The 24806-nt window shown below is 54.1% G+C and carries 23 protein-coding genes; 22 read left to right on the top strand and 1 reads right to left on the bottom strand.

The genetic code is table 11. The annotated features are described in order from the left end of the window. The first annotated feature begins 105 nt into the window (after nt 1–105). From asnC to ACOI7Z_RS23695, 22 genes are all read left to right on the top strand, one after another. Nucleotides 106–564, top strand: a complete 459-nt coding sequence (gene asnC, locus ACOI7Z_RS23800) for a transcriptional regulator AsnC (RefSeq protein ID WP_002882510.1) — start codon at nt 106–108, stop codon at nt 562–564. Between the two features lie 99 nt (nt 565–663). Continuing rightward, complete coding sequence (gene mioC, locus ACOI7Z_RS23795) at nt 664–1104, top strand: FMN-binding protein MioC (protein WP_087849146.1); 441 nt, start codon at nt 664–666, stop codon at nt 1102–1104. Nucleotides 1105–1485: 381 nt separating this feature from the next. Further along, nucleotides 1486–3375, top strand: a complete 1890-nt coding sequence (gene mnmG, locus ACOI7Z_RS23790) for a tRNA uridine-5-carboxymethylaminomethyl(34) synthesis enzyme MnmG (RefSeq protein ID WP_023291477.1) — start codon at nt 1486–1488, stop codon at nt 3373–3375. 115 nt (nt 3376–3490) lie between these two features. Further along, a complete protein-coding gene (gene rsmG, locus ACOI7Z_RS23785) occupies nt 3491–4114 on the top strand; it encodes a 16S rRNA (guanine(527)-N(7))-methyltransferase RsmG (protein WP_032429030.1) in 624 nt (207 codons plus the stop codon). A 616-nt stretch (nt 4115–4730) separates the two neighbouring features. Further along, nucleotides 4731–5111 carry a F0F1 ATP synthase subunit I gene (gene atpI, locus ACOI7Z_RS23780; RefSeq protein ID WP_004202310.1) on the top strand — a complete coding sequence of 127 codons (381 nt, stop codon included), beginning with the start codon at nt 4731–4733 and terminating at the stop codon, nt 5109–5111. Between the two features lie 8 nt (nt 5112–5119). Continuing rightward, on the top strand, nt 5120–5935 hold the full coding sequence (gene atpB, locus ACOI7Z_RS23775) for a F0F1 ATP synthase subunit A (RefSeq protein WP_023291475.1): 816 nt from the start codon (nt 5120–5122) through the stop codon (nt 5933–5935). A 48-nt stretch (nt 5936–5983) separates the two neighbouring features. Then, a complete protein-coding gene (gene atpE, locus ACOI7Z_RS23770) occupies nt 5984–6223 on the top strand; it encodes a F0F1 ATP synthase subunit C (RefSeq protein WP_000429386.1) in 240 nt (79 codons plus the stop codon). A gap of 50 nt (nt 6224–6273) precedes the next feature. Next, entirely contained in the window at nt 6274–6744 is a 471-nt protein-coding gene (atpF, locus tag ACOI7Z_RS23765) for a F0F1 ATP synthase subunit B (protein ID WP_004107293.1), read from the top strand. Between the two features lie 14 nt (nt 6745–6758). After that, nucleotides 6759–7292: a F0F1 ATP synthase subunit delta gene (gene atpH, locus ACOI7Z_RS23760; protein ID WP_004202307.1), complete on the top strand. Its 534-nt coding sequence runs from the start codon at nt 6759–6761 to the stop codon at nt 7290–7292. Between the two features lie 12 nt (nt 7293–7304). Next, the gene (gene atpA / locus ACOI7Z_RS23755; protein ID WP_004144995.1) at nt 7305–8846 is read left to right on the top strand and encodes a F0F1 ATP synthase subunit alpha; all 1542 of its coding nucleotides are present in this window, start codon (nt 7305–7307) and stop codon (nt 8844–8846) included. Between the two features lie 50 nt (nt 8847–8896). Then, entirely contained in the window at nt 8897–9760 is an 864-nt protein-coding gene (gene atpG, locus ACOI7Z_RS23750) for a F0F1 ATP synthase subunit gamma (protein ID WP_004144996.1), read from the top strand. A 26-nt stretch (nt 9761–9786) separates the two neighbouring features. Then, entirely contained in the window at nt 9787–11169 is a 1383-nt protein-coding gene (gene atpD / locus ACOI7Z_RS23745) for a F0F1 ATP synthase subunit beta (protein WP_023291474.1), read from the top strand. 20 nt (nt 11170–11189) lie between these two features. Continuing rightward, complete coding sequence (locus tag ACOI7Z_RS23740; protein ID WP_004107274.1) at nt 11190–11609, top strand: F0F1 ATP synthase subunit epsilon; 420 nt, start codon at nt 11190–11192, stop codon at nt 11607–11609. 696 nt (nt 11610–12305) lie between these two features. Beyond that, the gene (glmU, locus tag ACOI7Z_RS23735) at nt 12306–13676 is read left to right on the top strand and encodes a bifunctional UDP-N-acetylglucosamine diphosphorylase/glucosamine-1-phosphate N-acetyltransferase GlmU (RefSeq protein ID WP_065883543.1); all 1371 of its coding nucleotides are present in this window, start codon (nt 12306–12308) and stop codon (nt 13674–13676) included. Nucleotides 13677–13862: 186 nt separating this feature from the next. Beyond that, on the top strand, nt 13863–15692 hold the full coding sequence (gene glmS / locus ACOI7Z_RS23730; RefSeq protein ID WP_023291472.1) for a glutamine--fructose-6-phosphate transaminase (isomerizing): 1830 nt from the start codon (nt 13863–13865) through the stop codon (nt 15690–15692). Between the two features lie 339 nt (nt 15693–16031). Beyond that, entirely contained in the window at nt 16032–17072 is a 1041-nt protein-coding gene (gene pstS, locus ACOI7Z_RS23725; protein WP_023291471.1) for a phosphate ABC transporter substrate-binding protein PstS, read from the top strand. A 127-nt stretch (nt 17073–17199) separates the two neighbouring features. Beyond that, complete coding sequence (gene pstC, locus ACOI7Z_RS23720) at nt 17200–18159, top strand: phosphate ABC transporter permease PstC (protein WP_004145004.1); 960 nt, start codon at nt 17200–17202, stop codon at nt 18157–18159. Continuing rightward, nucleotides 18159–19049 (top strand): phosphate ABC transporter permease PstA, encoded by an 891-nt coding sequence (pstA, locus tag ACOI7Z_RS23715; RefSeq protein WP_086075987.1) that lies wholly within the window; start codon nt 18159–18161, stop codon nt 19047–19049. Before pstC ends, pstA begins: the two co-directional genes overlap by 1 nt. Nucleotides 19050–19095: 46 nt before the next feature. After that, entirely contained in the window at nt 19096–19869 is a 774-nt protein-coding gene (gene pstB / locus ACOI7Z_RS23710; RefSeq protein ID WP_004145006.1) for a phosphate ABC transporter ATP-binding protein PstB, read from the top strand. A 50-nt stretch (nt 19870–19919) separates the two neighbouring features. Further along, a complete protein-coding gene (gene phoU, locus ACOI7Z_RS23705) occupies nt 19920–20645 on the top strand; it encodes a phosphate signaling complex protein PhoU (protein WP_004145007.1) in 726 nt (241 codons plus the stop codon). A 476-nt stretch (nt 20646–21121) separates the two neighbouring features. Then, nucleotides 21122–22753 carry a carbohydrate porin gene (locus ACOI7Z_RS23700; RefSeq protein WP_049013454.1) on the top strand — a complete coding sequence of 544 codons (1632 nt, stop codon included), beginning with the start codon at nt 21122–21124 and terminating at the stop codon, nt 22751–22753. A 38-nt stretch (nt 22754–22791) separates the two neighbouring features. Next, the gene (locus ACOI7Z_RS23695) at nt 22792–23958 is read left to right on the top strand and encodes an esterase (protein WP_087849147.1); all 1167 of its coding nucleotides are present in this window, start codon (nt 22792–22794) and stop codon (nt 23956–23958) included. Between the two features lie 163 nt (nt 23959–24121). Here the strand turns inward: ACOI7Z_RS23695 and yieH are convergent, their stop codons facing one another. After that, complete coding sequence (yieH, locus tag ACOI7Z_RS23690) at nt 24122–24787, bottom strand: 6-phosphogluconate phosphatase (RefSeq protein WP_023291467.1); 666 nt, start codon at nt 24785–24787, stop codon at nt 24122–24124. Between the last annotated feature and the right edge of the window lie 19 nt (nt 24788–24806).

Raw genomic sequence — 24806 nt, 5'->3', positions numbered from 1 at the left:
GGCCACAAATACAATAATCAATCAATAAAAAGGCTCATCAACTTTTAATTCATCAAAATATGGCGCTAAAATAGTAAGAACCCTCAAACTTCATAAGAAAAAGATATGGAAAATTATCAGATCGACAATCTGGACCGCGGCATTCTCGATGCGCTAATGGCCAACGCCCGTACCGCCTATGCCGAACTGGCCAAACAGTTCAGCGTCAGCCCCGGCACTATTCATGTACGCGTCGAAAAGATGAAACAGGCGGGCATCATTACCGGCGCGCGAATTGACGTCAGCCCCAAACAGCTGGGCTATGACGTCGGCTGCTTCATCGGCATTATTCTCAAGAGCGCCAAAGACTATCCCTCCGCCCTCGCCCGCCTGGAAAGCCTGGAGGAGGTCACCGAGGCTTATTACACCACCGGCCACTACAGCATCTTTATTAAGGTGATGTGTAAATCCATCGATGCCCTGCAGCAGGTACTTATCAACAAGATCCAAACAATTGATGAAATTCAGTCCACCGAGACCCTGATCGTGCTGCAGAACCCGATCATGCGCACCATTAAGCCCTGATCGTTTTTTTTAATCCCACATTTTTCCACAGGTAGATCCCAGCTCGCTCACAGCGTACAATACGCCACTCTGAACAGTTGAGCGGGCGATCGGCGATCTATGGCAGACATTACACTTATCAGCGGCAGCACCCTGGGCAGTGCGGAATACGTAGCGGAACATCTGGCGGAAAAGCTGGAAGAAGTAGGCTACAGCACTGAAATCCAGCACGGCCCGCTGGTGGACGATCTGCAGGCGCAGGGGATCTGGTTAGTTATCTCTTCCACCCATGGCGCCGGCGACATTCCCGACAACCTGGTTCCCTTCTATGACGCGCTGCTGGCGCAGCAGGCCGATCTTTCCGCCGTGCGCTTTGGCGCCATCGGGATCGGCAGCCGCGAATACGACACTTTTTGCGGCGCGATCGATAAATTAGAAGCGGCGCTGAAGGCCTGCGGGGCAAAACAGATCGGCGAGACCCTGAAGATCAACGTGCTGGAACATGAAATTCCCGAGGATCCGGCGGAAATTTGGCTGGGATCCTGGAAAAATTTGCTCTGAGATTTGTAAAGATCGTCCGTTCTTCTGTGGATAACCATGCTTAAAAGCTTGGATCAACCGGTAGTTATCCAAAGAATAACCGCAGTACGGTTTTTGAGCTGTGCATAACCCTTCATTCTGATCCCAGCTTATACGGACCAGGATCACCGATCATTCACAGATAGTGATCCTTCTTAAGCTTTTGATCTTACTTCGCGGATCCGACTTATCCACAAAGAGAGTCGATCCTAATAAGAGATCACAATAGAACAGATCTCTATATAAAGATCTTCTTTTTAATACTCAGGATCCCGGAGTCTTTCTCAAAAGACCAAAGCCGAGTAGAATCCACGGCCCGGGCTTCAATCCATTTTCAAACCGCGTTATGCGAGGCAGACCACCATGTTTTATCAGGATCCTTTTGACGTCATTATCATTGGCGGGGGTCACGCAGGCACTGAGGCCGCAATGGCCGCAGCGCGTATGGGTCAACAGACCCTGCTTTTGACACACAATATCGACACGCTGGGGCAGATGAGCTGCAACCCGGCGATTGGCGGCATTGGGAAAGGACACCTGGTAAAAGAAGTGGACGCGCTCGGCGGCCTGATGGCCAAAGCGATCGATCAGGCAGGCATCCAGTTTAGGATACTAAACGCCAGCAAAGGCCCCGCGGTGCGCGCCACTCGCGCCCAGGCTGACCGCGTGCTGTACCGTCAGGCGGTACGCACTGCGCTGGAGAACCAGCCGAATTTGATGATCTTCCAGCAGGCAGTGGAAGATCTGATTGTCGAAAACGATCGCGTCGTAGGCGCAGTCACCCAGATGGGCCTCAAATTCCGTGCTAAAGCGGTGGTGCTGACCGTCGGAACCTTCCTTGACGGCAAAATCCATATTGGTCTGGATAACTACAGCGGCGGACGCGCCGGCGATCCGCCGTCGATCCCGCTGTCTCGTCGTCTGCGTGAACTGCCGCTGCGCGTAAGCCGACTGAAAACCGGGACCCCGCCGCGCATTGACGCGCGCACCATCGATTTCAGCGTGTTGGCTCAACAGCATGGCGATAACCCGATGCCGGTCTTCTCGTTTATGGGATCTGCCGATCAGCATCCGCGTCAGGTGCCGTGCTATATCACCCACACTAACGAGAAAACCCATGACGTGATCCGCAATAACCTCGATCGCAGCCCCATGTACGCCGGGGTGATCGAAGGGATCGGTCCACGCTACTGCCCGTCGATCGAAGACAAAGTCATGCGCTTTGCCGATCGCAACCAGCATCAGATCTTCCTCGAACCGGAAGGCCTGACCTCAAACGAAATTTATCCGAACGGCATCTCCACCAGCCTGCCGTTCGATGTGCAAATGCAAATCGTCCGCTCCATGCAGGGGATGGAAAATGCGCGGATCGTCCGTCCTGGCTACGCTATTGAGTACGACTTCTTCGACCCGCGCGATCTGAAACCGACGCTCGAGAGCAAATTCATTCAGGGTCTGTTCTTCGCCGGTCAGATCAACGGCACCACCGGTTATGAAGAAGCGGCGGCTCAGGGTCTGCTGGCCGGTCTTAACGCTGCTCGCTTCTCGGCGGAAAAAGAGGGCTGGGCGCCGCGTCGCGATCAGGCCTACCTCGGCGTGCTGGTGGATGACCTGTGTACTCTGGGTACCAAAGAACCGTACCGCATGTTTACCTCTCGTGCTGAATATCGTCTGATGCTGCGCGAAGACAACGCCGACCTGCGTCTGACTGAGCAGGGGCGTGAGCTGGGTCTGGTGGATGATGAACGCTGGGCGCGTTACAACGAGAAGCTGGAAAGCATTGAGCGCGAACGCCAGCGCCTGAAATCGACCTGGGTGAACCCGCAGGCTGAGAGCGCTACCGAAGTGAACGCTCACCTGACCGCGCCGCTGTCGCGCGAAGCCAGCGGTGAAGATCTGCTGCGTCGCCCGGAAATGACCTACGAGCAGCTGGTTCAGCTCTCGCCGTTCGCGCCGGGGCTGGAAGATCGGCAGGCGGCTGAGCAGGTTGAGATCCAGGTGAAGTATGAAGGTTATATCGCGCGCCAGCAGGATGAGATCGAGAAACAGCAGCGCAACGAGAATACCTTGTTACCGGCGACACTCGACTACCGTCAGGTCACCGGACTGTCTAATGAAGTGATCGCTAAACTAAACGACCATAAACCGTCGTCGATAGGGCAGGCGTCACGTATTTCCGGGATCACCCCGGCGGCGATCTCTATTTTGCTGGTTTGGTTGAAAAAGCAGGGGATGCTGCGTCGCAGCGCCTGATTGCGGCAGCCTGCCGCGCTGATTTCCCACTTGCATAATCAGCGTTCGCCTTTATCATTCCTGGCCCGGTAAGCGTTAGCGCCTCCGGGCTCATTATTTTTTGAAGGTACTTACCGTGCTCAACAAACTTTCTCGTCTGCTGGATGAAGCGGGTATTTCGCTCACCGATCACCAGAAAAATCAGCTGGTGGCTTACGTCGGGCTGCTCGATAAGTGGAACAAAGCCTATAACCTGACCTCCGTTCGCGATCCAAATGAGATGCTGGTGCGTCATATCCTCGACAGCATCATCGTCGCGCCTTATCTGCAGGGCTCGCGCTTTATCGATGTCGGTACGGGACCGGGGCTGCCGGGGATCCCGTTGGCTATCGTGCGCCCGGAGTCGCATTTCACCCTGCTGGACAGCCTTGGCAAACGCGTGCGCTTCCTGCGTCAGGTGCAGCATGAACTGAAGCTGGATAACATCACCCCGGTGCAGAGCCGCGTGGAAGCTTTCCCGGCCGAGCCGCCGTTTGATGGCGTGATAAGCCGCGCCTTCGCGTCGCTTAATGATATGGTGAGCTGGTGCCATCATTTGCCGGCCGCGAACGGTCACTTCTATGCGCTCAAAGGGTTAGCGCAAAAAGACGAAATGGAAAACCTGCCGGAAGGGTATGCCATAGCCGAGGTCATTGAGCTGCATGTTCCTCAGCTGGAAGGGGAGCGGCACCTGGTGGTGATTACGCCAAAAGCGAGTTAATTTTTATCAAAAAATGTGGAAAAAATGTGGCCCATGAATGTTACAAAAATAAAGGTCACCTCCTGATATTATCGGGCTGCATTTAACCATGTTTTTACTATGGTTTTTCTTGCGGTTAACTTAACGTAAGTGATTCACTGACAAAATAGTCAACTTTGAAAATATCAGGGTGCTAAAAATCGACAATGATGATCAGCATCGCGATGTTAAATTTTTATTATAAATGTCAATAAAAGGTTTTTATTGTATGTGGGGTTGTTTTAGATAATGTCCTCACTTTTTATCTTGAATATCAAAAACATGAAAAATAGTGTTTTATGTCCTTGATTCATTAAAGGGCGCTTGAAATGTTTATTATGTGATCTAATGCACGCTTTAATTGCCGTGTTTCCACGTTATTTGCAGTTTTGTATGACCGCTCACAGAACGCTGAAATGCACGGAAAGTTGTCCGTTGGAAAATAATTAAACATTTATTCACTATTTTGCTACTTATTGTTTGAAATCACGGGGCGTCACCGTATAATTTGTCCGCTTTTTGATGCTTGACTCTTCGTCTTAAAGGACGTTTTATACGACACGCGACATACCTCAAAGGGAGCAGGAGTAAAAACGTGATGTCAGTGTCGCTCTTGAGTCGAAACGTTGCTCGCAAGCTTCTGTTTATTCAGTTACTGGCAGTAATGGCAAGTGGACTGCTGTTTAGCCTCAAAGACCCCTTCTGGGGCATTTCCGCGGTATGCGGCGGTTTGGCAGTAGTTTTGCCAAACCTGATGTTTATGATTTTTGCCTGGCGTCATCAGGCGCATACACCAGCAAAAGGCCGTGTGGCCTGGACCTTCGCCTTCGGTGAAGCCTTCAAGGTGTTGCTGACCTTCGCCCTCCTGGCGGTGGCGCTGGCCGTTTTAAAAGTGGTATTTTTGCCACTGATCGTGACGTGGGTTTTGGTGCTGGTGGTACAAGTTCTGGCGCCAGCTGTAATCAACAACAAAGGGTAAAAGGCATCATGGCTTCAGAAAATATGACGCCGCAGGAATACATAGGTCACCATCTGAACAACCTTCAGATTGATCTGCGTACTTTCTCGCTGGTGGATCCGCACAACCCCCCGGCCACCTTCTGGACGCTCAACATTGACTCCATGTTCTTCTCGGTGGTTCTCGGTCTGCTGTTCCTGGCCATGTTCCGTAGCGTTGCTAAGAAAGCGACCAGCGGCGTACCAGGGAAATTCCAGACCTTCATCGAAATGATCATCGGCTTCGTCCATGGCAGCGTCAAAGACATGTACCATGGCAAGAGCAAGGTTATCGCGCCGCTGGCGCTGACCGTGTTCGTCTGGGTCTTCCTGATGAACCTGATGGACCTGCTGCCAATCGACCTGCTTCCTTATATCGGCGAACACATTTTCGGCCTGCCTGCACTGCGCGTGGTTCCGTCTGCTGACGTGAACATCACCCTGTCGATGGCGCTTGGCGTGTTCATCCTGATTATTTTCTACAGCATCAAAATGAAAGGCGTGGGTGGGTTCGTTAAAGAACTGACCATGCAGCCGTTCAATCACTGGGCGTTCATTCCTGTCAACTTAATCCTTGAAGGGGTAAGCCTGCTGTCCAAACCGGTCTCTCTCGGTCTGCGACTGTTCGGCAACATGTATGCCGGTGAGCTGATTTTCATTCTGATTGCTGGTCTGTTGCCGTGGTGGTCACAGTGGGTTCTGAATGTGCCTTGGGCCATTTTCCACATCCTGATTATTACGCTGCAAGCCTTCATCTTCATGGTTCTGACGATTGTCTATCTGTCGATGGCGTCTGAAGAGCATTGATTTTTACCAACACTACTACGTTTTAACTGAAACAAACTGGAGACTGTCATGGAAAACCTGAATATGGATCTGCTGTACATGGCTGCCGCTGTGATGATGGGTCTGGCGGCAATCGGTGCTGCGATCGGTATCGGCATCCTCGGAGGTAAATTCCTGGAAGGCGCAGCGCGTCAGCCGGATCTGATCCCTCTGCTGCGTACTCAGTTCTTTATCGTTATGGGTCTGGTGGATGCTATCCCGATGATCGCTGTAGGTCTGGGTCTGTACGTGATGTTCGCCGTCGCGTAGTAAGTTGTTAGAAACCTAAGCCACAGAGTTAATTAAAGAGGTATTGTGCTGTGAACATGAACGCAACAATCCTCGGCCAGGCCATCGCGTTTGTTATCTTCGTATGGTTCTGCATGAAGTACGTATGGCCGCCTTTAATGGCTGCCATCGAAAAACGCCAGAAAGAGATTTCTGACGGTTTAGCTTCTGCAGAACGCGCTAAGAAAGATTTGGACCTTGCACAGGCCAACGCGACCGACCAGCTGAAAAAAGCGAAAGCGGAAGCCCAGGTAATCATTGAGCAGGCGAACAAGCGCCGCTCTCAGATTCTGGACGAAGCTAAAGCTGAAGCAGAACAGGAACGCACCAAAATCGTTGCACAAGCGCAGGCTGAAATTGATGCTGAGCGTAAACGTGCACGCGAGGAGCTGCGTAAGCAGGTCGCTATCCTGGCTGTTGCTGGCGCCGAGAAGATCATCGAACGTTCCGTGGATGAAGCTGCTAACAGCGACATCGTGGATAAACTTGTCGCTGAACTGTAAGGAGGGAGGGGCTGATGTCTGAATTTGTAACGGTAGCTCGCCCCTACGCCAAAGCAGCTTTTGACTTTGCCGTCGAACACAACAGTGTTGAACGCTGGCAGGATATGCTGGCGTTTGCCGCCGAAGTGACCAAAAACGACCAAATGGCAGAGCTTCTCTCCGGTGCTTTGGCGCCGGAAACGCTCTCAGAAGCGTTTATCGCTATCTGCGGCGAGCAACTTGACGAAAACGGCCAGAACCTGATTAAGGTGATGGCGGAAAATAATCGTCTGAAGGTGCTCCCGGACGTTCTTGAGCAATTCATTCACCTGCGCGCGGCCAGTGAGGCCATCGCAGAGGTAGAAGTCATATCTGCCAACCAACTGAGTGATGAACAGCTTGCCAGGATCGTCAGCGCGATGGAAAAACGTCTGTCACGCAAAGTTAAGCTGAATTGCAAAATCGATAAGTCTGTTATGGCAGGTATTATCATCCGTGCGGGTGATATGGTCATTGATGGCAGCGTACGCGGCCGTCTTGATCGCCTTGCAGACGTCTTGCAGTCTTAAGGGGACTGGAGCATGCAACTGAATTCCACCGAAATCAGCGAACTGATCAAGCAGCGCATTGCTCAGTTCAATGTTGTGAGCGAAGCTCATAACGAAGGTACTATTGTTTCTGTAAGTGACGGTGTTATCCGCATCCACGGCCTTGCCGAATGTATGCAGGGTGAGATGATCTCCCTGCCGGGTAACCGTTACGCTATCGCACTGAACCTGGAGCGCGACTCCGTTGGTGCGGTGGTGATGGGTCCGTACGCTGACCTCGCCGAAGGCATGAAGGTGAAATGTACTGGCCGTATCCTGGAAGTTCCGGTTGGCCGTGGCCTGCTGGGCCGCGTGGTTAACACCCTGGGCGCGCCAATTGATGGTAAAGGTCCGTTGGAAAACGACGGTTTCTCCGCCGTTGAAGCGATCGCGCCGGGCGTAATCGAACGTCAGTCCGTCGATCAGCCGGTACAGACCGGTTATAAATCCGTTGACGCCATGATCCCAATCGGTCGTGGTCAGCGTGAACTGATCATCGGCGACCGTCAGACCGGTAAAACTGCGCTGGCTATCGATGCCATCATCAACCAGCGTGATTCCGGCATCAAGTGCGTCTATGTTGCTATCGGCCAGAAAGCGTCCACCATCTCTAACGTGGTGCGTAAACTGGAAGAGCACGGCGCGCTGGCTAACACCATCGTGGTGGTAGCGACTGCATCCGAATCTGCTGCACTGCAATACCTGGCGCCATACGCGGGTTGCGCAATGGGCGAATACTTCCGCGACCGCGGTGAAGATGCGCTGATCGTTTACGATGACCTGTCTAAACAGGCTGTTGCTTATCGTCAGATCTCCCTGCTGCTCCGTCGTCCGCCAGGACGTGAAGCGTTCCCGGGCGACGTATTCTACCTCCACTCTCGTCTGCTGGAGCGTGCTGCGCGTGTTAACGCCGAATACGTTGAAGCCTTCACCAAAGGTGAAGTGAAAGGGAAAACCGGTTCTCTGACCGCGCTGCCGATTATCGAAACCCAGGCGGGTGACGTTTCCGCGTTCGTTCCGACCAACGTAATCTCCATTACCGATGGTCAGATCTTCCTGGAAACCAACCTGTTCAACGCCGGTATTCGTCCTGCGGTTAACCCGGGTATCTCGGTATCCCGTGTGGGTGGTGCAGCGCAGACCAAGATCATGAAGAAACTGTCCGGTGGTATCCGTACCGCGCTGGCGCAGTATCGTGAACTGGCGGCGTTCTCCCAGTTTGCATCCGACCTTGACGATGCAACCCGCAAACAGCTGGACCACGGTCAGAAAGTGACCGAACTGCTGAAACAGAAACAGTATGCGCCGATGTCCGTCGCGCAGCAGTCTCTGGTTCTGTTCGCAGCAGAACGTGGTTATCTGGCTGATGTAGAACTGGCGAAAATCGGTAGCTTCGAAGCCGCTCTGCTGGCTTACGTCGACCGTGATCACGCTCCGCTGATGCAAGAGATTAACCAGTCCGGTGGCTATAACGACGAAATCGAAGGCAAGCTGAAAGGCATCCTCGATTCCTTCAAAGCAACCCAGTCCTGGTAACGTCTGGCGGTCTGTCTTAGGGCAGGCCGCAAGGCATTGAGGAGAAGCTCATGGCCGGCGCAAAAGAGATACGTAGTAAGATCGCAAGCGTCCAGAACACGCAAAAGATCACTAAAGCGATGGAGATGGTCGCCGCTTCCAAAATGCGTAAATCGCAGGAGCGCATGGCGGCCAGCCGTCCTTACGCAGATACTATGCGCAAAGTGATTGGTCACCTTGCGAACGGTAATCTGGAATATAAGCACCCTTACCTGGAAGAACGCGACGTTAAGCGCGTGGGCTACCTGGTGGTGTCGACCGACCGTGGTTTGTGCGGCGGCTTGAACATTAACCTGTTCAAGAAACTGCTGGCGGAAATGAAAGCATGGTCCGATAAAGGCGTTCAGTGCGACCTCGCAATGATCGGCTCTAAGGGCGTCTCTTTCTTTAACTCCGTTGGCGGCAACGTCGTTGCACAGGTGACCGGTATGGGGGATAACCCATCCCTGTCCGAACTGATCGGCCCGGTAAAAGTGATGTTGCAGGCCTATGATGAAGGCCGTCTGGACAAGCTGTACGTTGTCAGCAACAAATTTATTAACACCATGTCTCAGGTTCCGACGATCACTCAGCTGCTGCCGTTACCGGCATCAGAAGACGCTGATCTGAAACGTAAATCCTGGGATTACCTGTATGAGCCCGATCCGAAAGCGCTGCTGGATACCCTCCTGCGCCGCTACGTCGAGTCTCAGGTTTATCAGGGCGTGGTTGAAAACCTGGCCAGCGAGCAGGCCGCCCGTATGGTGGCGATGAAAGCCGCGACCGATAATGGCGGCAGCCTGATTAAAGAGCTGCAGTTGGTATACAACAAAGCTCGTCAGGCCAGCATTACTCAGGAACTCACCGAGATCGTCTCGGGGGCCGCCGCGGTTTAACCAGGTTATTTCGTAGAGGATTTAAGATGGCTACTGGAAAGATTGTCCAGGTAATCGGCGCCGTGGTCGACGTCGAGTTCCCTCAGGATGCCGTACCACGCGTGTACGAAGCCCTTGAGGTACAGAATGGTAATGAAGTTCTGGTGCTGGAAGTTCAGCAGCAGCTGGGCGGCGGTATCGTGCGTACCATCGCCATGGGTTCTTCCGATGGTCTGCGCCGCGGTCTGGATGTAAAAGACCTCGAGCACCCGATCGAAGTCCCGGTTGGTAAAGCTACGCTGGGTCGTATCATGAACGTACTGGGTCAACCGGTCGACATGAAAGGCGACATCGGCGAAGAAGAGCGTTGGGCTATCCACCGCGCAGCACCGTCTTATGAAGAGCTGTCCAGCTCTCAGGAACTGCTGGAAACCGGCATCAAAGTTATCGACCTGATGTGTCCGTTCGCGAAGGGCGGTAAAGTCGGTCTGTTCGGTGGCGCGGGTGTAGGTAAAACCGTAAACATGATGGAGCTGATCCGTAACATCGCGATCGAGCACTCCGGTTACTCCGTGTTTGCGGGCGTAGGTGAACGTACTCGTGAGGGTAACGACTTCTACCACGAAATGACCGACTCCAACGTTATCGACAAAGTATCCCTGGTGTATGGCCAGATGAACGAGCCGCCGGGAAACCGTCTGCGCGTTGCGCTGACCGGCCTGACCATGGCTGAGAAGTTCCGTGACGAAGGTCGTGACGTACTGCTGTTCGTCGATAACATCTATCGTTACACCCTGGCCGGTACGGAAGTATCCGCACTGCTGGGTCGTATGCCTTCAGCGGTAGGTTACCAGCCGACCCTGGCGGAAGAGATGGGCGTTCTGCAGGAACGTATCACCTCCACCAAAACCGGTTCTATCACTTCCGTACAGGCGGTATACGTACCGGCGGATGACTTAACTGACCCATCCCCAGCCACTACCTTTGCTCACTTAGATGCAACCGTAGTACTGAGCCGTCAGATCGCATCCCTGGGTATCTACCCGGCCGTTGACCCGCTGGACTCCACCAGCCGTCAGCTGGATCCGCTGGTTGTTGGTCAGGAGCACTACGACACCGCTCGTGGCGTTCAGTCCATTCTGCAGCGTTATCAGGAACTGAAAGACATTATCGCCATCCTGGGTATGGATGAACTGTCTGAAGAAGATAAACTGGTGGTAGCTCGCGCACGTAAGATCCAGCGCTTCCTGTCCCAGCCGTTCTTCGTGGCAGAAGTATTTACCGGTTCTCCGGGCAAATACGTCTCCCTGAAAGACACCATCCGTGGCTTTAAAGGCATCATGGAAGGCGAATACGATCACCTGCCGGAGCAGGCGTTCTACATGGTCGGTTCTATCGACGAAGCCGTGGAAAAAGCCAAAAAACTTTAACGCCTTAATCGGAGGGTGATATGGCAATGACTTACCACCTGGACGTCGTCAGCGCAGAGAAACAAATGTTCTCTGGTCTGGTCGAGAAAATCCAGGTAACGGGTAGCGAAGGTGAACTGGGTATTTACCCGGGGCACGCGCCGCTGCTCACCGCCATTAAGCCTGGTATGATTCGCATCGTTAAGCAGCACGGTCACGAAGAATTTATCTACCTGTCAGGCGGCATTCTTGAAGTGCAGCCGGGTAGCACGACCGTCCTGGCGGATACCGCAATTCGTGGCCAGGATCTCGACGAAGCGCGAGCCCTGGAAGCGAAACGTAAGGCTGAAGAGCACATTAAGAGCTCTCATGGTGACGTGGATTACGCTCAGGCGTCCGCGGAACTGGCCAAAGCGATCGCTAAACTGCGCGTTATCGAGTTGACCAAAAAAGCGATGTAACACCGGCTTGAACGTAAAAAGCCAGTCTGGTTTCCAGGCTGGCTTTTTTTATGGCCAGCTGCTGACGAGCGGATGAAGTGAAAACAGAGTTCACCCTTAATTGTTATTGATTAGTTAAATGATGAAGCGTAGACTCTATTTTATGTGATGTATGTCACATAAAAGAGCGTTATCAAATTGCACCTGCGTCAGGAATTCATCATGAAACTGTTCCATAAAATCATCGCTAAATTTAGCGTCCTGAGCTTCTAAGCTCCGCGCTATCTCCCCCGCTGACACGACGTATCGCCCATCAAAACGACAACACTGGCGATGTGAAACCGGGCAAAGAAGGTCACCTGACGGTGGCCTTTCGTTTTTAATCGGTACATCAATTACTTTGCCGCCCTCCCCCCGCCAGCGACTGGCGACGATTATCCTGGTTCTTCCCGCTGTGGGTGCTGAAAACCGCTTTCCGCAGCGGCTTTATTCAGGTGACGAAAAAACAGCAAAAGCAGTGAGATAGTCAATGATTATCCTCCCTACCCTCCTTTTTCAGCGTTAAACTGATTTGCAGTGGTTAAAAATAGCGTCATAAAATGGTGTATAGCCGTGAGCCTGGACGTTTTCTCCACGTCTCGTTTTATGATGAAAAATATGTAGAAATTTCAACGTGAAAGGCTTTTACTTTTCGTTCTAACTACCGTCAGGATGAGTATGTCAAATAGTGCGATGAGCGTGGTTATCCTTGCCGCAGGCAAAGGGACCCGCATGTATTCCGATCTTCCTAAGGTGCTGCATACCCTGGCCGGGAAGCCAATGGTGCAGCATGTCATTGATGCCGCTAACGATTTAGGCGCATGTGCGGTACACCTGGTGTACGGCCACGGCGGCGATCTGCTGCGTCAGACGCTGCATGAAGACAACCTGAACTGGGTGCTGCAGGCCGAGCAGCTAGGAACCGGGCACGCCATGCAGCAGGCGGCGCCGTTCTTCAATGATGATGAAGACATCCTGATGCTCTACGGCGACGTGCCGCTGATCTCCGTCGAGACGCTACAGCGCCTGCGCGCCGCGAAACCGCAGGGCGGGATTGGTCTGCTGACGGTGAAGCTGGATGATCCAACCGGCTATGGCCGCATTACCCGTGAGAATGGCCAGGTGACAGGCATCGTTGAGCACAAAGATGCCAGCGAGGCGCAGCGCCAGATTCAGGAAATTAACACCGGGATCCTGATCGCCGGCGGAGCAGATCTCAAGCGCTGGCTGGCGAAGCTCACCAATAACAACGCCCAGGGCGAATACTACATCACCGATATCATCGCCATGGCGCATCAGGAAGGTCACGAGATCGTTGCCGTGCATCCCCAGCGCCTGAGCGAAGTCGAAGGCGTCAACAATCGCCTGCAGCTTGCGCGCCTGGAGCGCGTCTACCAGGCTGAGCAAGCGGAAAAGCTGCTGCTGGCGGGGGTGATGTTGCGCGATCCGGCGCGTTTCGATCTGCGCGGTACGCTGCAGCACGGGCGCGATGTGGAGATCGATACTAACGTTATTCTGCAAGGCAGCGTCGTGCTGGGCGATCGCGTGAAAATCGGCGCCGGCTGCGTGATTAAAAACAGCACTATCGGCGATGATTGCGAAATCAGCCCCTACAGCGTGGTGGAAGATGCCCAGCTGCAGGCGGCCTGCACCATCGGCCCATTTGCCCGTCTGCGCCCGGGCGCCGAACTGCTGGAAGGCGCCCACGTTGGCAACTTCGTGGAAATGAAAAAGGCGCGTCTCGGCAAAGGCTCCAAGGCGGGTCATCTGACCTATCTGGGCGATGCGGAGATCGGTGATAACGTCAATATCGGCGCGGGCACCATCACCTGCAACTATGATGGCGCGAATAAACATAAAACGATTATTGGCGATGATGTTTTTGTCGGCTCGGATACCCAGCTGGTGGCCCCGGTCACGGTTGGCAACGGCGTCACGATCGCCGCCGGCACCACCGTCACACGCAATATCGCCGATAACGAACTGGTGTTGAGCCGCGTACCGCAGGTCCACAAACAGGGCTGGCAGCGTCCGGTGAAGAAAAAATAAACAGGATTGTCGCCGGGGGTGAAAAACGCCCGGCGAACCAGGATGAGAGGGTCAATATAGATCCCCGTCCGCAGGCAGTACCATAACAATAACCCCACTCTCTACAAGGCTCGGGGCGCCCGGAAAACGGGCAAATACAGGTCAGCGACAACGCATGGCATATCGCCATTATCAGGAAATTTAACTATGTGTGGAATTGTTGGCGCAGTCGCGCAGCGTGATATTGCTGAAATCCTTCTCGAAGGTTTACGTCGTCTGGAATACCGTGGCTATGACTCTGCCGGTCTGGCGGTAGTCGACAGCGAAGGTCATATGACCCGCGTGCGTCGCCTGGGTAAGGTACAGATGCTGGCTCAGGCGGTCGAAGAGCAACCGTTACACGGTGGTACCGGGATCGCCCATACTCGTTGGGCGACGCACGGCGAACCGTCTGAGAGCAATGCGCATCCGCATGTTTCTGAACACATTGTGGTGGTCCATAACGGGATCATTGAAAACCACGAGCCGCTGCGCGCACTGCTGCAGTCTCGCGGCTATGTCTTCGTCACTGAGACCGATACCGAAGTTATCGCCCATCTGGTGCACTGGGAGCTGGAACAAGGTGGTACCTTACGTGAAGCCGTGCTGCGCGCCATCCCGCAGCTGCGCGGCGCCTACGGCACCGTCATCATGGATACCCGCGACCCGGGAACTCTGCTGGCGGCCCGCTCCGGTAGCCCACTGGTTATCGGTCTGGGCATGGGTGAAAACTTTATCGCCTCCGACCAGCTGGCGCTGCTGCCGGTTACCCGCCGCTTCATCTTCCTCGAAGAGGGCGATATTGCGGAAGTGACTCGTCGCTCGGTGGTGATTTTCGATAAATCCGCTGCGCAAGTGAAGCGCCAGGAGATCGAATCCAATCTGCAGTATGACGCCGGCGATAAAGGTATCTATCGCCACTATATGCAGAAAGAGATTTTCGAACAGCCGAACGCGATTAAGAACACCCTGACCGGGCGTATCAGCCACGGCGAAGTCGATCTCAGCGAGCTGGGGCCGAACGCCAATGAAATGCTGGCTCAGGTCGAACATATTCAGATTGTTGCCTGCGGGACCTCCTATAACTCCGGGATGGTCTCCCGCTACTGGTTTGAAGCGTTAGCCGGCGTGCCGTGCGATGTGGAAATCGCCTCCGAATTCCGCTATCGCAAGTCCGCGGTGCGTCGTAACAGCCTGATGATCACCCTTTCCCAGTCCGGTGAAACTGCCGATACGCTGGCGGCGCTGCGATTGTCGAAAGAGCTGGGCTATCTCGGCTCGCTGGCCATCTGCAACGTGCCGGGCTCGTCGCTGGTGCGCGAATCCGATCTGGCGCTGATGACCAAAGCCGGAACGGAAATTGGCGTGGCCTCGACCAAGGCCTTTACCACTCAGCTGACGGTGCTGCTGATGCTGGTGGCGAAACTGGCGCGATTGAAAGGTCAGGATGCGTCCATTGAGCATGATATCGTCCACGGCCTGCAGGCGCTGCCGAGTCGTATTGAGCAGATGCTCTCTCAGGACAAGCGTATTGAGCAGCTGGCAGAGCGTTTCTCTGATAAGCACCATGCGCTGTTCCTCGGCCGCGGCGATCAGTATCCGATCGCCATGGAAGGGGCGCTGAAGCTGAAAGAGATCTCCTACATTCACGCGGAAGCCTACGCGGCGGGCGAGCTGAAGCACGGCCCGCTGGCGCTGATTGATGCGGAAATGCCGGTGATCGTGGTGGCGCCGAACAACGAGCTGCTGGAAAAACTGAAATCCAACATCGAAGAAGTTCGCGCCCGCGGCGGTGAGCTGTACGTCTTCGCCGACGGTGACGCCGGCTTCAACGGCAGCGACAACATGCACATCATTGAGATGCCGCATGTCGAAGAGACCATCGCCCCCATCTTCTACACCGTGCCGCTGCAGCTGCTGGCTTATCACGTTGCGCTGATCAAAGGCACAGACGTTGATCAGCCGCGTAACCTGGCGAAATCGGTCACGGTTGAGTAACGTATTACCTCTTTTGCAAAGGGCTGCCGGCGGCGGCCCTTTTTTATTTTCACCTGCTGTTTTTCGCCGATCTTGTGCGCAATATGTGGGATGGCGATAGACGACAAACGATCGTTTTGCACTGCGATTTGGTTGTCATAAAAAGAAAATTATTCCGTCATTGTATGGTCATGCTTGCAGATAACCATTTGAGTTATAAGCGTATTATTTGACGCAAAATCCCTTCTCTCAGCCTGTCATAAAACTGTCATAATTCGTACATTTTACTGTCACCTCTTTGACCTATTTTGCTCACCATAGCCTCGAAACAATGATTTACGAATCCCAGCAGGAGACATTATGAACGTTATGCGTACCACCGTCGCAACAGTTGTCGCCGCGACCTTATCGATGAGCGCTTTCTCTGCTTTCGCAGCAGCAAGCCTGACTGGCGCAGGTGCAACTTTTCCTGCGCCGGTGTATGCCAAATGGGCTGACACCTATCAGAAAGAAACCGGCAATAAAGTGAACTACCAGGGTATTGGTTCCTCTGGTGGCGTTAAGCAGATTATTGCCAACACCGTTGATTTCGGTGCTTCTGATGCTCCGCTGGCTGATGACAAACTGACCCAGGAAGGTCTGTTCCAGTTCCCGACCGTGATTGGCGGCGTGGTGCTGGCGGTTAACCTGCCTGGCGTGAAATCCGGCGAGCTGGTGCTGGATGGCAAAACCCTCGGCGATATCTATCTGGGTAAAATTAAAAAATGGGATGACGAAGCGATCGCTAAACTCAACCCGGGTCTGAAGCTGCCGTCGCAGAATATCGCCGTGGTTCGCCGCGCCGATGGTTCCGGTACCTCCTTCGTCTTCACCAGCTACCTGTCCAAAGTGAATGAAGAGTGGAAATCGAAAATCGGCGCAGGCTCTACCGTTAACTGGCCAACCGGTCTTGGCGGTAAAGGCAACGACGGTATCGCCGCCTTTGTTCAGCGTCTGCCGGGCTCGATTGGTTACGTCGAATACGCTTACGCCAAACAAAACAATCTGGCGTACACCAAACTGGTCTCTGCCGATGGCAAACCGGTTAGCCCGACTGAAGACAACTTCGCTAACGCCGCAAAAGGCGTTGACTGGAGCAAGTCTTTCGCTCAGGACCTGACTAACCAGAAGGGTGAAAATGCATGGCCGATCACCTCAACCACCTTCATCCTGGTGCATAAGGCGACTAACAAGCCTGAGCAGACCGCTGAAGTGCTGAAGTTCTTCGACTGGGCGTATAAAAACGGCGGGAAAGAAGCGAATGCGCTGGATTACGCATCGCTGCCGGAAAGCGTGGTTGAGCAGGTTCGTGCGGCATGGAAAACCAACGTCAAAGACAGCAGCGGTAAAGCGCTGTACTAACAGTAGATTTTTGACGAAGATGGCGGGGGCGTTCAGCGCTGCCCGCCCTACGGTTCAGACTGTAGGCCCGGAAGCGAACGCCACCGGGCATTTATTCGAACAAGCTTTAATACGTAAAGAGTAATCTATGGCTGCAACCAAGCCTGCATTTACCCCTCCGGGGAAAAAGGGTGACATGATTTTCAGTGCGCTGGTAAAACTGGCTGCGCTGATTGTGCTATTGATGCTGGGCGGCATCATCGTTTCCCTGATCATCTCTTCCTGGCCGAGCATTCAAAAGTTTGGCTTTGCCTTTTTGTGGACCAAAGAGTGGGATGCGCCCAACGAAATCTTCGGCGCGCTGGTGCCGATTTACGGGACCCTGGTGACCTCCTTTATCGCGCTGCTGATCGCCGTACCGGTGAGCTTCGGCATCGCGCTGTTTCTGACGGAACTGTCCCCCGCCTGGCTCAAGCGTCCGCTGGGCATTGCGATTGAGCTGCTGGCCGCGATCCCGAGTATCGTGTACGGCATGTGGGGCCTGTTTATTTTCGCCCCGCTGTTTGCGACTTACTTCCAGGAGCCTGTTGGTAACGTCCTGTCGACTATTCCGTTCGTCGGCGCGCTGTTTGCTGGCCCGGCGTTTGGTATCGGTATTCTCGCCGCTGGCGTTATTCTGGCCATCATGATCATCCCTTATATCGCCGCGGTAATGCGTGATGTTTTCGAACAGACGCCGGTGATGATGAAAGAGTCGGCCTATGGCATCGGCTGCACCACCTGGGAAGTGATCTGGCGCATCGTTTTACCGTTCACCAAGAACGGAGTGATCGGCGGCGTGATGCTCGGTCTGGGCCGTGCGCTGGGTGAAACCATGGCGGTCACCTTTATCATCGGTAACACCTACCAGCTCGACAGCATATCGCTGTATATGCCGGGGAACAGCATTACCTCCGCGCTGGCCAACGAATTCGCCGAAGCCGAAACCGGTCTGCACGTGGCGGCGCTGATGGAACTGGGTCTGATCCTGTTCGTTATCACCTTTATCGTTCTGGCGGCGTCGAAGTTTATGATTATGCGCCTCGCGAAGAATGAGGGGGCACGCTAATGGCGACCATTGAAATGCAAAGCACCGCCGAGCTGGCGGAATCCCGCCGTAAGATGCAAGCCAGGCGCCGCATGAAGAACCGCATCGCCCTGACGCTGTCGATGGCCACCATGGCGTTTGGTTTGTTCTGGCTTATCTGGATCCTGATGGCGACGATAACCCGCGGCTTCGACGGCATGAGCCTGGCGCTGTTTACCGAAATGACGCCGCCGCCGAATACCGCGGGCGGCGGTCTGGCCAACGCCCTCGCCGGCAGCGGCCTGCTGATCCTGTGGGCAACTATCTTTGGTACGCCGCTGGGTATCCTCGCTGGAATTTATTTGGCGGAGTATGGCCGCAAGTCGGTGCTGGCGGAAATTATCCGTTTTATTAACGATATACTGCTTTCCGCGCCGTCTATCGTGGTTGGTCTGTTCGTCTACACCATCGTGGTGGCGCAGATGCAGCACTTCTCCGGCTGGGCGGGCGTTATCGCCCTGGCGCTGCTGCAGGTGCCTATCGTTATTCGTACCACCGAAAACATGCTGAAACTGGTGCCGGATAGCCTGCGTGAAGCGGCCTATGCGCTGGGTACGCCGAAGTGGAAGATGATCTCGGCGATCACCCTGAAAGCGTCCGTCTCGGGGATTATGACCGGGATCCTGCTGGCTATCGCCCGTATCGCCGGGGAAACGGCGCCCCTGCTGTTTACCGCGCTGTCCAACCAGTTCTGGAGCACCGACATGATGCAGCCGATTGCCAACCTGCCGGTGACCATTTTCAAATTTGCCATGAGTCCGTTTGCGGAGTGGCAGCAACTGGCATGGGCCGGGGTATTGATTATCACCCTGTGCGTCTTGCTGCTGAACATCCTGGCGCGCGTTATCTTCGCCAAGAAGAAACACGGTTAATTTTTGCGGCGCAGCGACAGCTGCGCTGAATGAGGAAGAGATTGAGATGAGTATGGTGAATACAGCCCCGGGTAAGATTTCAGTTCGCAACCTGAACTTCTACTACGGTAAATTCCATGCCCTGAAGAACATCAACCTGGATATCACCAAAAACCAGGTGACGGCGTTTATCGGTCCGTCAGGCTGTGGTAAATCCACTCTGCTGCGTACGTTCAACAAAATGTTTGAACTGTATCCGGAGCAGCGCGCGGAAGGCGAGATCCTGCTGGATGGCGACAACATTCTGACCAACACCCAGGATATCGCCCTGCTGCGTGCCAAGGTTGGCATGGTATTCCAGAAGCCAACGCCGTTCCCGATGTCCATTTACGACAACATCGCTTTCGGCGTGCGCCTGTTTGAAAAGCTGTCCCGTGCCGATATGGATGAGCGCGTGCAGTGGGCGTTGACCAAAGCCGCATTATGGAATGAAACCAAAGATAAACTGCACCAGAGCGGGTATTCTCTCTCCGGCGGTCAGCAGCAGCGCCTGTGCATCGCCCGCGGTATCGCGATCCGCCCGGAAGTCCTGCTGCTTGATGAACCTTGCTCAGCGCTGGACCCGATCTCTACCGGGCGTATCGAGGAGCTGATCACCGAGCTGAAGCAGGATTACACCGTCGTTATCGTGACTCACAACATGCAGCAGGCTGCGCGTTGCTCCGACCATACGGCATTTATGTATCTTGGCGAGCTGATTGAGTTCAGCAACACGGATGACCTGTTCACCAAGCCCGCGAAGAAACAAACTGAAGATTATATTACTGGCCGCTACGGTTGATTTGCCCTTGTGCTTTCAGGCTCTCACCAGTTGGGCAATCAGGAGACACCATGGACAACCTAAATCTTAATAAACATATTTCCGGCCAGTTCAACGCTGAACTGGAGTATATCCGCACCCAGGTGATGACCATGGGTGGGCTGGTGGAGCAACAGCTTTCTGATGCGATCACCGCCATGCATAACCAGGACAGCGATCTGGCGAAACGCGTGATTGACGGCGACAAGCAGGTCAACATGATGGAAGTGGCGATCGATGAAGCCTGCGTGCGCATCATCGCCAAGCGCCAGCCGACCGCCAGCGACCTGCGCCTGGTGATGGCGATCATCAAGACCATCGCTGAGCTGGAACGCATTGGCGACGTGGCGGATAAAATCTGCCGTACCGCGCTGGAGAAGTTTTCCCAGCAGCACCAGCCGCTGCTGGTGAGCCTCGAATCGCTGGGCCGCCATACGGTGCAGATGCTGCATGACGTGCTGGATGCCTTCGCGCGTATGGATCTCGACGAGGCGGTACGTATCTATCGCGAAGACAAGAAAGTCGACCAGGAGTATGAAGGCATCGTGCGTCAGCTGATGACCTACATGATGGAAGACTCGCGCACTATCCCCAGCGTTCTGACGGCGCTGTTCTGCGCGCGTTCCATCGAACGTATCGGCGACCGCTGCCAGAATATTTGCGAATATATTTTCTACTTCGTCAAAGGCCAGGATTTCCGTCATGTGGGCGGCGATGAACTGGATAAACTGCTCGCCGGAAAAGATCCGAAAGAGTAATAATCATTTTGTCTAATTCTGATAAATGGATTTATCAGAATTAGATATGATTCCTCCAGCGGCAGCGATATTGCTGCGATTATCGTCACAATTAACAGGCTGCCCGTTTGAGTTCTTCATTTTATCGCGTAACAATCAGCATTCACTGACTGAGCGCGCAAGCTCAGAATGTTTTAAACGGATTGTTACTGCGACAGCAGGCAAAACCTGATATTGCCCCCCCCACGGCGGCGATATCAGGTTTTTTTATGCGCGTTAAGAATGAGTTAATAAGGGTTGCTACCGCGATGCGCGGGCAAAACCTGAAGAGGATTATCTGTTTAGGCAGATCGTCTTCTTCGGGTTTTTTTGCTTTTTTCTCTCCGCAAAAATAACAGCCCTCGCGCCCTTAAGCGGTATGGATACAGCTATTAGAACCCGCGCGATGCTTGTCGCTGTCGTATTTATTTATGCCAACACTTATATAAGGGAATATTATGTTTAGAAAAACCAGGATCGCTTCGGCGATGGTATTGCTGGCGCCGCTTTGTTATTCAACCACGCTGTTCGCGAGCCAGTTGACGGTAGAGCAACGGCTTGAGTTGCTGGAAAAAGCGCTTAGCGATACGCAAAAAGAGCTCAAAAAATATCAGGACCAGGAGAGAAAAAGAGACCAGATTTGGGCCACATGGTCTTCGCCTGCAGAGAGCCAGAAGCGCACCGTCGCGGCGGCGGCAGGACCGAAAGCAGCAGTGAAACCGGATGCGGTACTGGTCAAAAATCAACAACCTGCCACAGACGGCGCGCCAGCCTACAGCGCGATGACGCTGAAAGACTTTAGCAAGTTCGTCAAAGATGAAATTGGCTTTAGCTATAACGGCTACTTCCGCTCGGGCTGGGGAACCGCCTCGCATGGCTCGCCAAAGTCGTGGGCCATTGGTTCGCTTGGCCGTCTGGGCAATGAATATTCCGGCTGGTTCGATCTGCAGCTGAAGCAGCGGGTGTTTCAGGAAGGCGATAAACGCGTCGACGCCATCGTGATGCTCGACGGGAACGTTGGCCAGCAGTATTCCACTGGCTGGTTTGGTGACAATGCCGGCGGCGAAAACTACATCCAGTTCTCGGATATGTACGTTAACACCAAAGGATTCCTGCCGTTTGCCCCGGAAGCCGATTTCTGGGTCGGCAAACACGGTGCGCCAAAAATCGAGATCCAGATGCTGGACTGGAAAACGCAGAGAACCGATGCGGCGGCTGGCGTGGGGCTGGAAAACTGGCAGGTAGGCGCCGGGAAATTCGATATCGCGCTGGTCCGGGAGGATGTTGATGACTACGATCGTTCTTTAAGCAATAAGCAGCAAATTAACACCAATACCCTCGATATCCGTTACAAAGAGATCCCGTTGTGGGATAAAGCCAGTCTGATGGTCAGCGGACGCTATGTCGCCGCCAACCAAAGTTCTTCTGAGAAATATAAAGAGGGCAATGAAGGCTATTATCCATGGAAAGATACCTGGATGGCCGGCACCTCGTTAACGCAAAAATTTGCTCACGGCGGCTTTAACGAATTTTCTTTGTTGCTGGCGAATAACTCCATTGCCAGCAGCTTCTCGCGCTATGCCGGATCCAGCCCCTATACTACCTTTAACGGCCGCTATTATGGCGACCATACCAATGGCACCGCCGTGCGCTTAACCTCGCAAGGAGAAACCTATTTACGCGATGACATTATTATGGCGAATGCCATCGTTTACTCCTTTGGCAACGACGTTTACAGCTACGAGACCGGGGCCCACTCCGATTTTGAATCCATCCGTACGGTCCTGCGGCCGGCCTATATCTGGAATAAATATAACCAGACCGGCGTCGAACTGGGGTACTTCAGGCAGCAAAACAAAGATGTGACCGGCAAGAAATATAACGAGTCCGGCTATAAGACCACGCTGTTCCATACCTTCAAAGTTAATACCAGTATGCTGACCTCGCGCCCGGAAATTCGCTTCTATGCCACCTATATTAAAGCGAAGGATATCGACCTGGATAAGGCCGCGAATAACACCACCCACATTTTTGAAGACGGTAAAAACGATCAGTTTGCCGTAGGGGCGCAGGCGGAAATCTGGTGGTGAGACGATAACAGAACGGACACAACGTAAGAGGAATAACGATGAAACGACATGCAATTTATTTCGCCCTCGCGCTGGCGGGCGCGGCGTTCACCATTCAGGCGGCACCGTTGCCAGCGGTGCCCGAGCCCTCCCTGCCGGTGAGCCACTTTATCACCCAGGTTAACGCGGATAAGAGTATCACTTACCGCCTGTTTGCCCCTGATGCCCGGCGGGTTTCGGTGGTGACAGGCGCCACGCCGGACACCTTTGTCTCGCACGACATGACCAAAGCAGACCACGGGGTCTGGACATGGAAAAGCGAGCCAATGAAACCCAATCTCTATGAATACTATTTTGATGTGGACGGCTTCCGCTCGGTGGATACCGGCAGCCGCTATCAGAAGCCGCAGCGTCAGGTGAACACCAGCCTGATTCTGGTTCCCGGCAGTATTCTTGACGATCGCTCGGTCGCGCACGGCGATCTGCGCACACTTACCTATCACTCGAAGGCGCTGAATGCGGAACGGCGGCTCTATGTCTGGACGCCGCCGAACTATAGCGGCAGCGGCGAGCCGCTGCCGGTGCTCTATTTCTATCATGGCTTTGGCGACAGCGGGCTGTCGGCCATCGATCAGGGGCGTATTCCGCAAATCATGGATAACCTGCTGGCGGAGGGCAAGATCAAGCCTATGCTGGTGGTGGTCCCGGATACCGAAACCGACACCCCGGAAGCGATCGCGGAAAACTTCCCGCCGCAGGAGCGACGCAAAACCTTCTATCCGCTGAATGCGCTGGCGGCGGATAAGGAGCTGATGCAGGACATTATTCCGCTGATCGATGCCCGGTTTAACGTGCGTAAAGATGCCGATGGTCGGGCGCTGGCTGGCCTCTCTCAGGGCGGGTATCAGGCGCTGGTTTCCGGGATGAATCATCTGGAGAGCTTTGGCTGGCTCGCCACGTTTAGCGGCGTCACGACCACCACGGTGCCGAATGCCGGTGTGGAAGCGCAACTGAAACATCCTGAGGCGATCAATCAACAGCTGCGTAACTTTACCGTGGTCGTCGGGGAAAAAGATTCCGTGACCGGCAAAGACATCGCGGGTCTGAAAAGCGAGCTGGAAAAACAGAAGATCAACTTTGACTATCACGCCTATCCCGGCCTGAACCATGAAATGGACGTCTGGCGCCCGGCCTACGCGGAGTTTGTGCAAAAACTGTTTAAATAGCCGGTGGGGGCGTTTAGCCCCCGCTTTCCGCGAGTGAAGAAAGGCAAGATGAAAGTGATTGTGTCCCAAGATGATGAAGAGATAGCCGGTCGCCAGCCGTCCTGTTCTGGGCTAGAACATAGCGCTACCTGCCAACCGTCGCCCGGTTGGGCGACGCCGGGGGCTAGCGAGTGATATCCCAACCGCGCGCTTTCCACAATGCCGGCAGCGCAGCCAGATCGGTAAAGGTCGTCACGTTGGGATGATCGATGGGCGGGTTGTGTGGATCGGCGCAGAAGTAGAACACCTCCATGCCGGCGGCTATTCCCGATTGTGCACCTGCCCTGGAATCATCAACCAGAATACAGTTCTCAACGTTAACGCTCATCGCTTTTGCGGCATGGAACATCAGCGCCGGATCGGGTTTCCAGCGCTGAATATCGTAGCCGCTGTACAACCGGTCAGCGAAATGGTGCAGCAGGCCGGTGCGGCCGAGAGAGTGTTGCATCTTACTGACCGGGCCATTGGAAACCACGCACATCGGGACGCTTACCGCATCCAGCAGCGCCTGGGCTCCGGCAATCACCTCCAGTTCGCTATCAAACAGGCGGGCGACTTCCGCACGGTAAATCGGCTCCAGAGTGGCCTTTTGCAGGTTAACGCCATGCTCGGCGTTGATGGTGTCGATTATTTCGTACAGCTTTACGCCTTTGAAGCGCTTAAAAATCTCTGCCAGCTCCAGCGTAATGCCAAATTCCTGGAACATGTGCACGTAGGCGCGGGAGCAAATCACCTCGCTGTCGACCAGCGTGCCGTCACAGTCAAAAAATACTGCTTCTGGTTGAGTCATAGCCATTCCATATTAACAA

Origin of the sequence: Klebsiella sp. C283 (assembly GCF_048822555.1) — a bacterium.
Classification (GTDB): domain Bacteria; phylum Pseudomonadota; class Gammaproteobacteria; order Enterobacterales; family Enterobacteriaceae; genus Klebsiella; species Klebsiella quasipneumoniae.
Note: the sequence above shows the minus strand (reverse complement) of the source record. Positions and strands in the feature narration are given on the sequence as shown.

Coding starts and splice junctions, on each gene's coding strand:
- asnC (WP_002882510.1), top strand. CDS start 106: ATGGAAAATTATCAGATCGACAATCTGGACCGCGGCATTCTCGATGCG.
- mioC (WP_087849146.1), top strand. CDS start 664: ATGGCAGACATTACACTTATCAGCGGCAGCACCCTGGGCAGTGCGGAA.
- mnmG (WP_023291477.1), top strand. CDS start 1,486: ATGTTTTATCAGGATCCTTTTGACGTCATTATCATTGGCGGGGGTCAC.
- atpI (WP_004202310.1), top strand. CDS start 4,731: ATGTCAGTGTCGCTCTTGAGTCGAAACGTTGCTCGCAAGCTTCTGTTT.
- atpB (WP_023291475.1), top strand. CDS start 5,120: ATGGCTTCAGAAAATATGACGCCGCAGGAATACATAGGTCACCATCTG.
- atpE (WP_000429386.1), top strand. CDS start 5,984: ATGGAAAACCTGAATATGGATCTGCTGTACATGGCTGCCGCTGTGATG.
- atpH (WP_004202307.1), top strand. CDS start 6,759: ATGTCTGAATTTGTAACGGTAGCTCGCCCCTACGCCAAAGCAGCTTTT.
- atpA (WP_004144995.1), top strand. CDS start 7,305: ATGCAACTGAATTCCACCGAAATCAGCGAACTGATCAAGCAGCGCATT.
- atpG (WP_004144996.1), top strand. CDS start 8,897: ATGGCCGGCGCAAAAGAGATACGTAGTAAGATCGCAAGCGTCCAGAAC.
- atpD (WP_023291474.1), top strand. CDS start 9,787: ATGGCTACTGGAAAGATTGTCCAGGTAATCGGCGCCGTGGTCGACGTC.
- ACOI7Z_RS23740 (WP_004107274.1), top strand. CDS start 11,190: ATGGCAATGACTTACCACCTGGACGTCGTCAGCGCAGAGAAACAAATG.
- glmU (WP_065883543.1), top strand. CDS start 12,306: ATGTCAAATAGTGCGATGAGCGTGGTTATCCTTGCCGCAGGCAAAGGG.
- glmS (WP_023291472.1), top strand. CDS start 13,863: ATGTGTGGAATTGTTGGCGCAGTCGCGCAGCGTGATATTGCTGAAATC.
- pstS (WP_023291471.1), top strand. CDS start 16,032: ATGAACGTTATGCGTACCACCGTCGCAACAGTTGTCGCCGCGACCTTA.
- pstC (WP_004145004.1), top strand. CDS start 17,200: ATGGCTGCAACCAAGCCTGCATTTACCCCTCCGGGGAAAAAGGGTGAC.
- pstA (WP_086075987.1), top strand. CDS start 18,159: ATGGCGACCATTGAAATGCAAAGCACCGCCGAGCTGGCGGAATCCCGC.
- pstB (WP_004145006.1), top strand. CDS start 19,096: ATGAGTATGGTGAATACAGCCCCGGGTAAGATTTCAGTTCGCAACCTG.
- phoU (WP_004145007.1), top strand. CDS start 19,920: ATGGACAACCTAAATCTTAATAAACATATTTCCGGCCAGTTCAACGCT.
- ACOI7Z_RS23700 (WP_049013454.1), top strand. CDS start 21,122: ATGTTTAGAAAAACCAGGATCGCTTCGGCGATGGTATTGCTGGCGCCG.
- ACOI7Z_RS23695 (WP_087849147.1), top strand. CDS start 22,792: ATGAAACGACATGCAATTTATTTCGCCCTCGCGCTGGCGGGCGCGGCG.
- yieH (WP_023291467.1), bottom strand. CDS start 24,787: ATGACTCAACCAGAAGCAGTATTTTTTGACTGTGACGGCACGCTGGTC.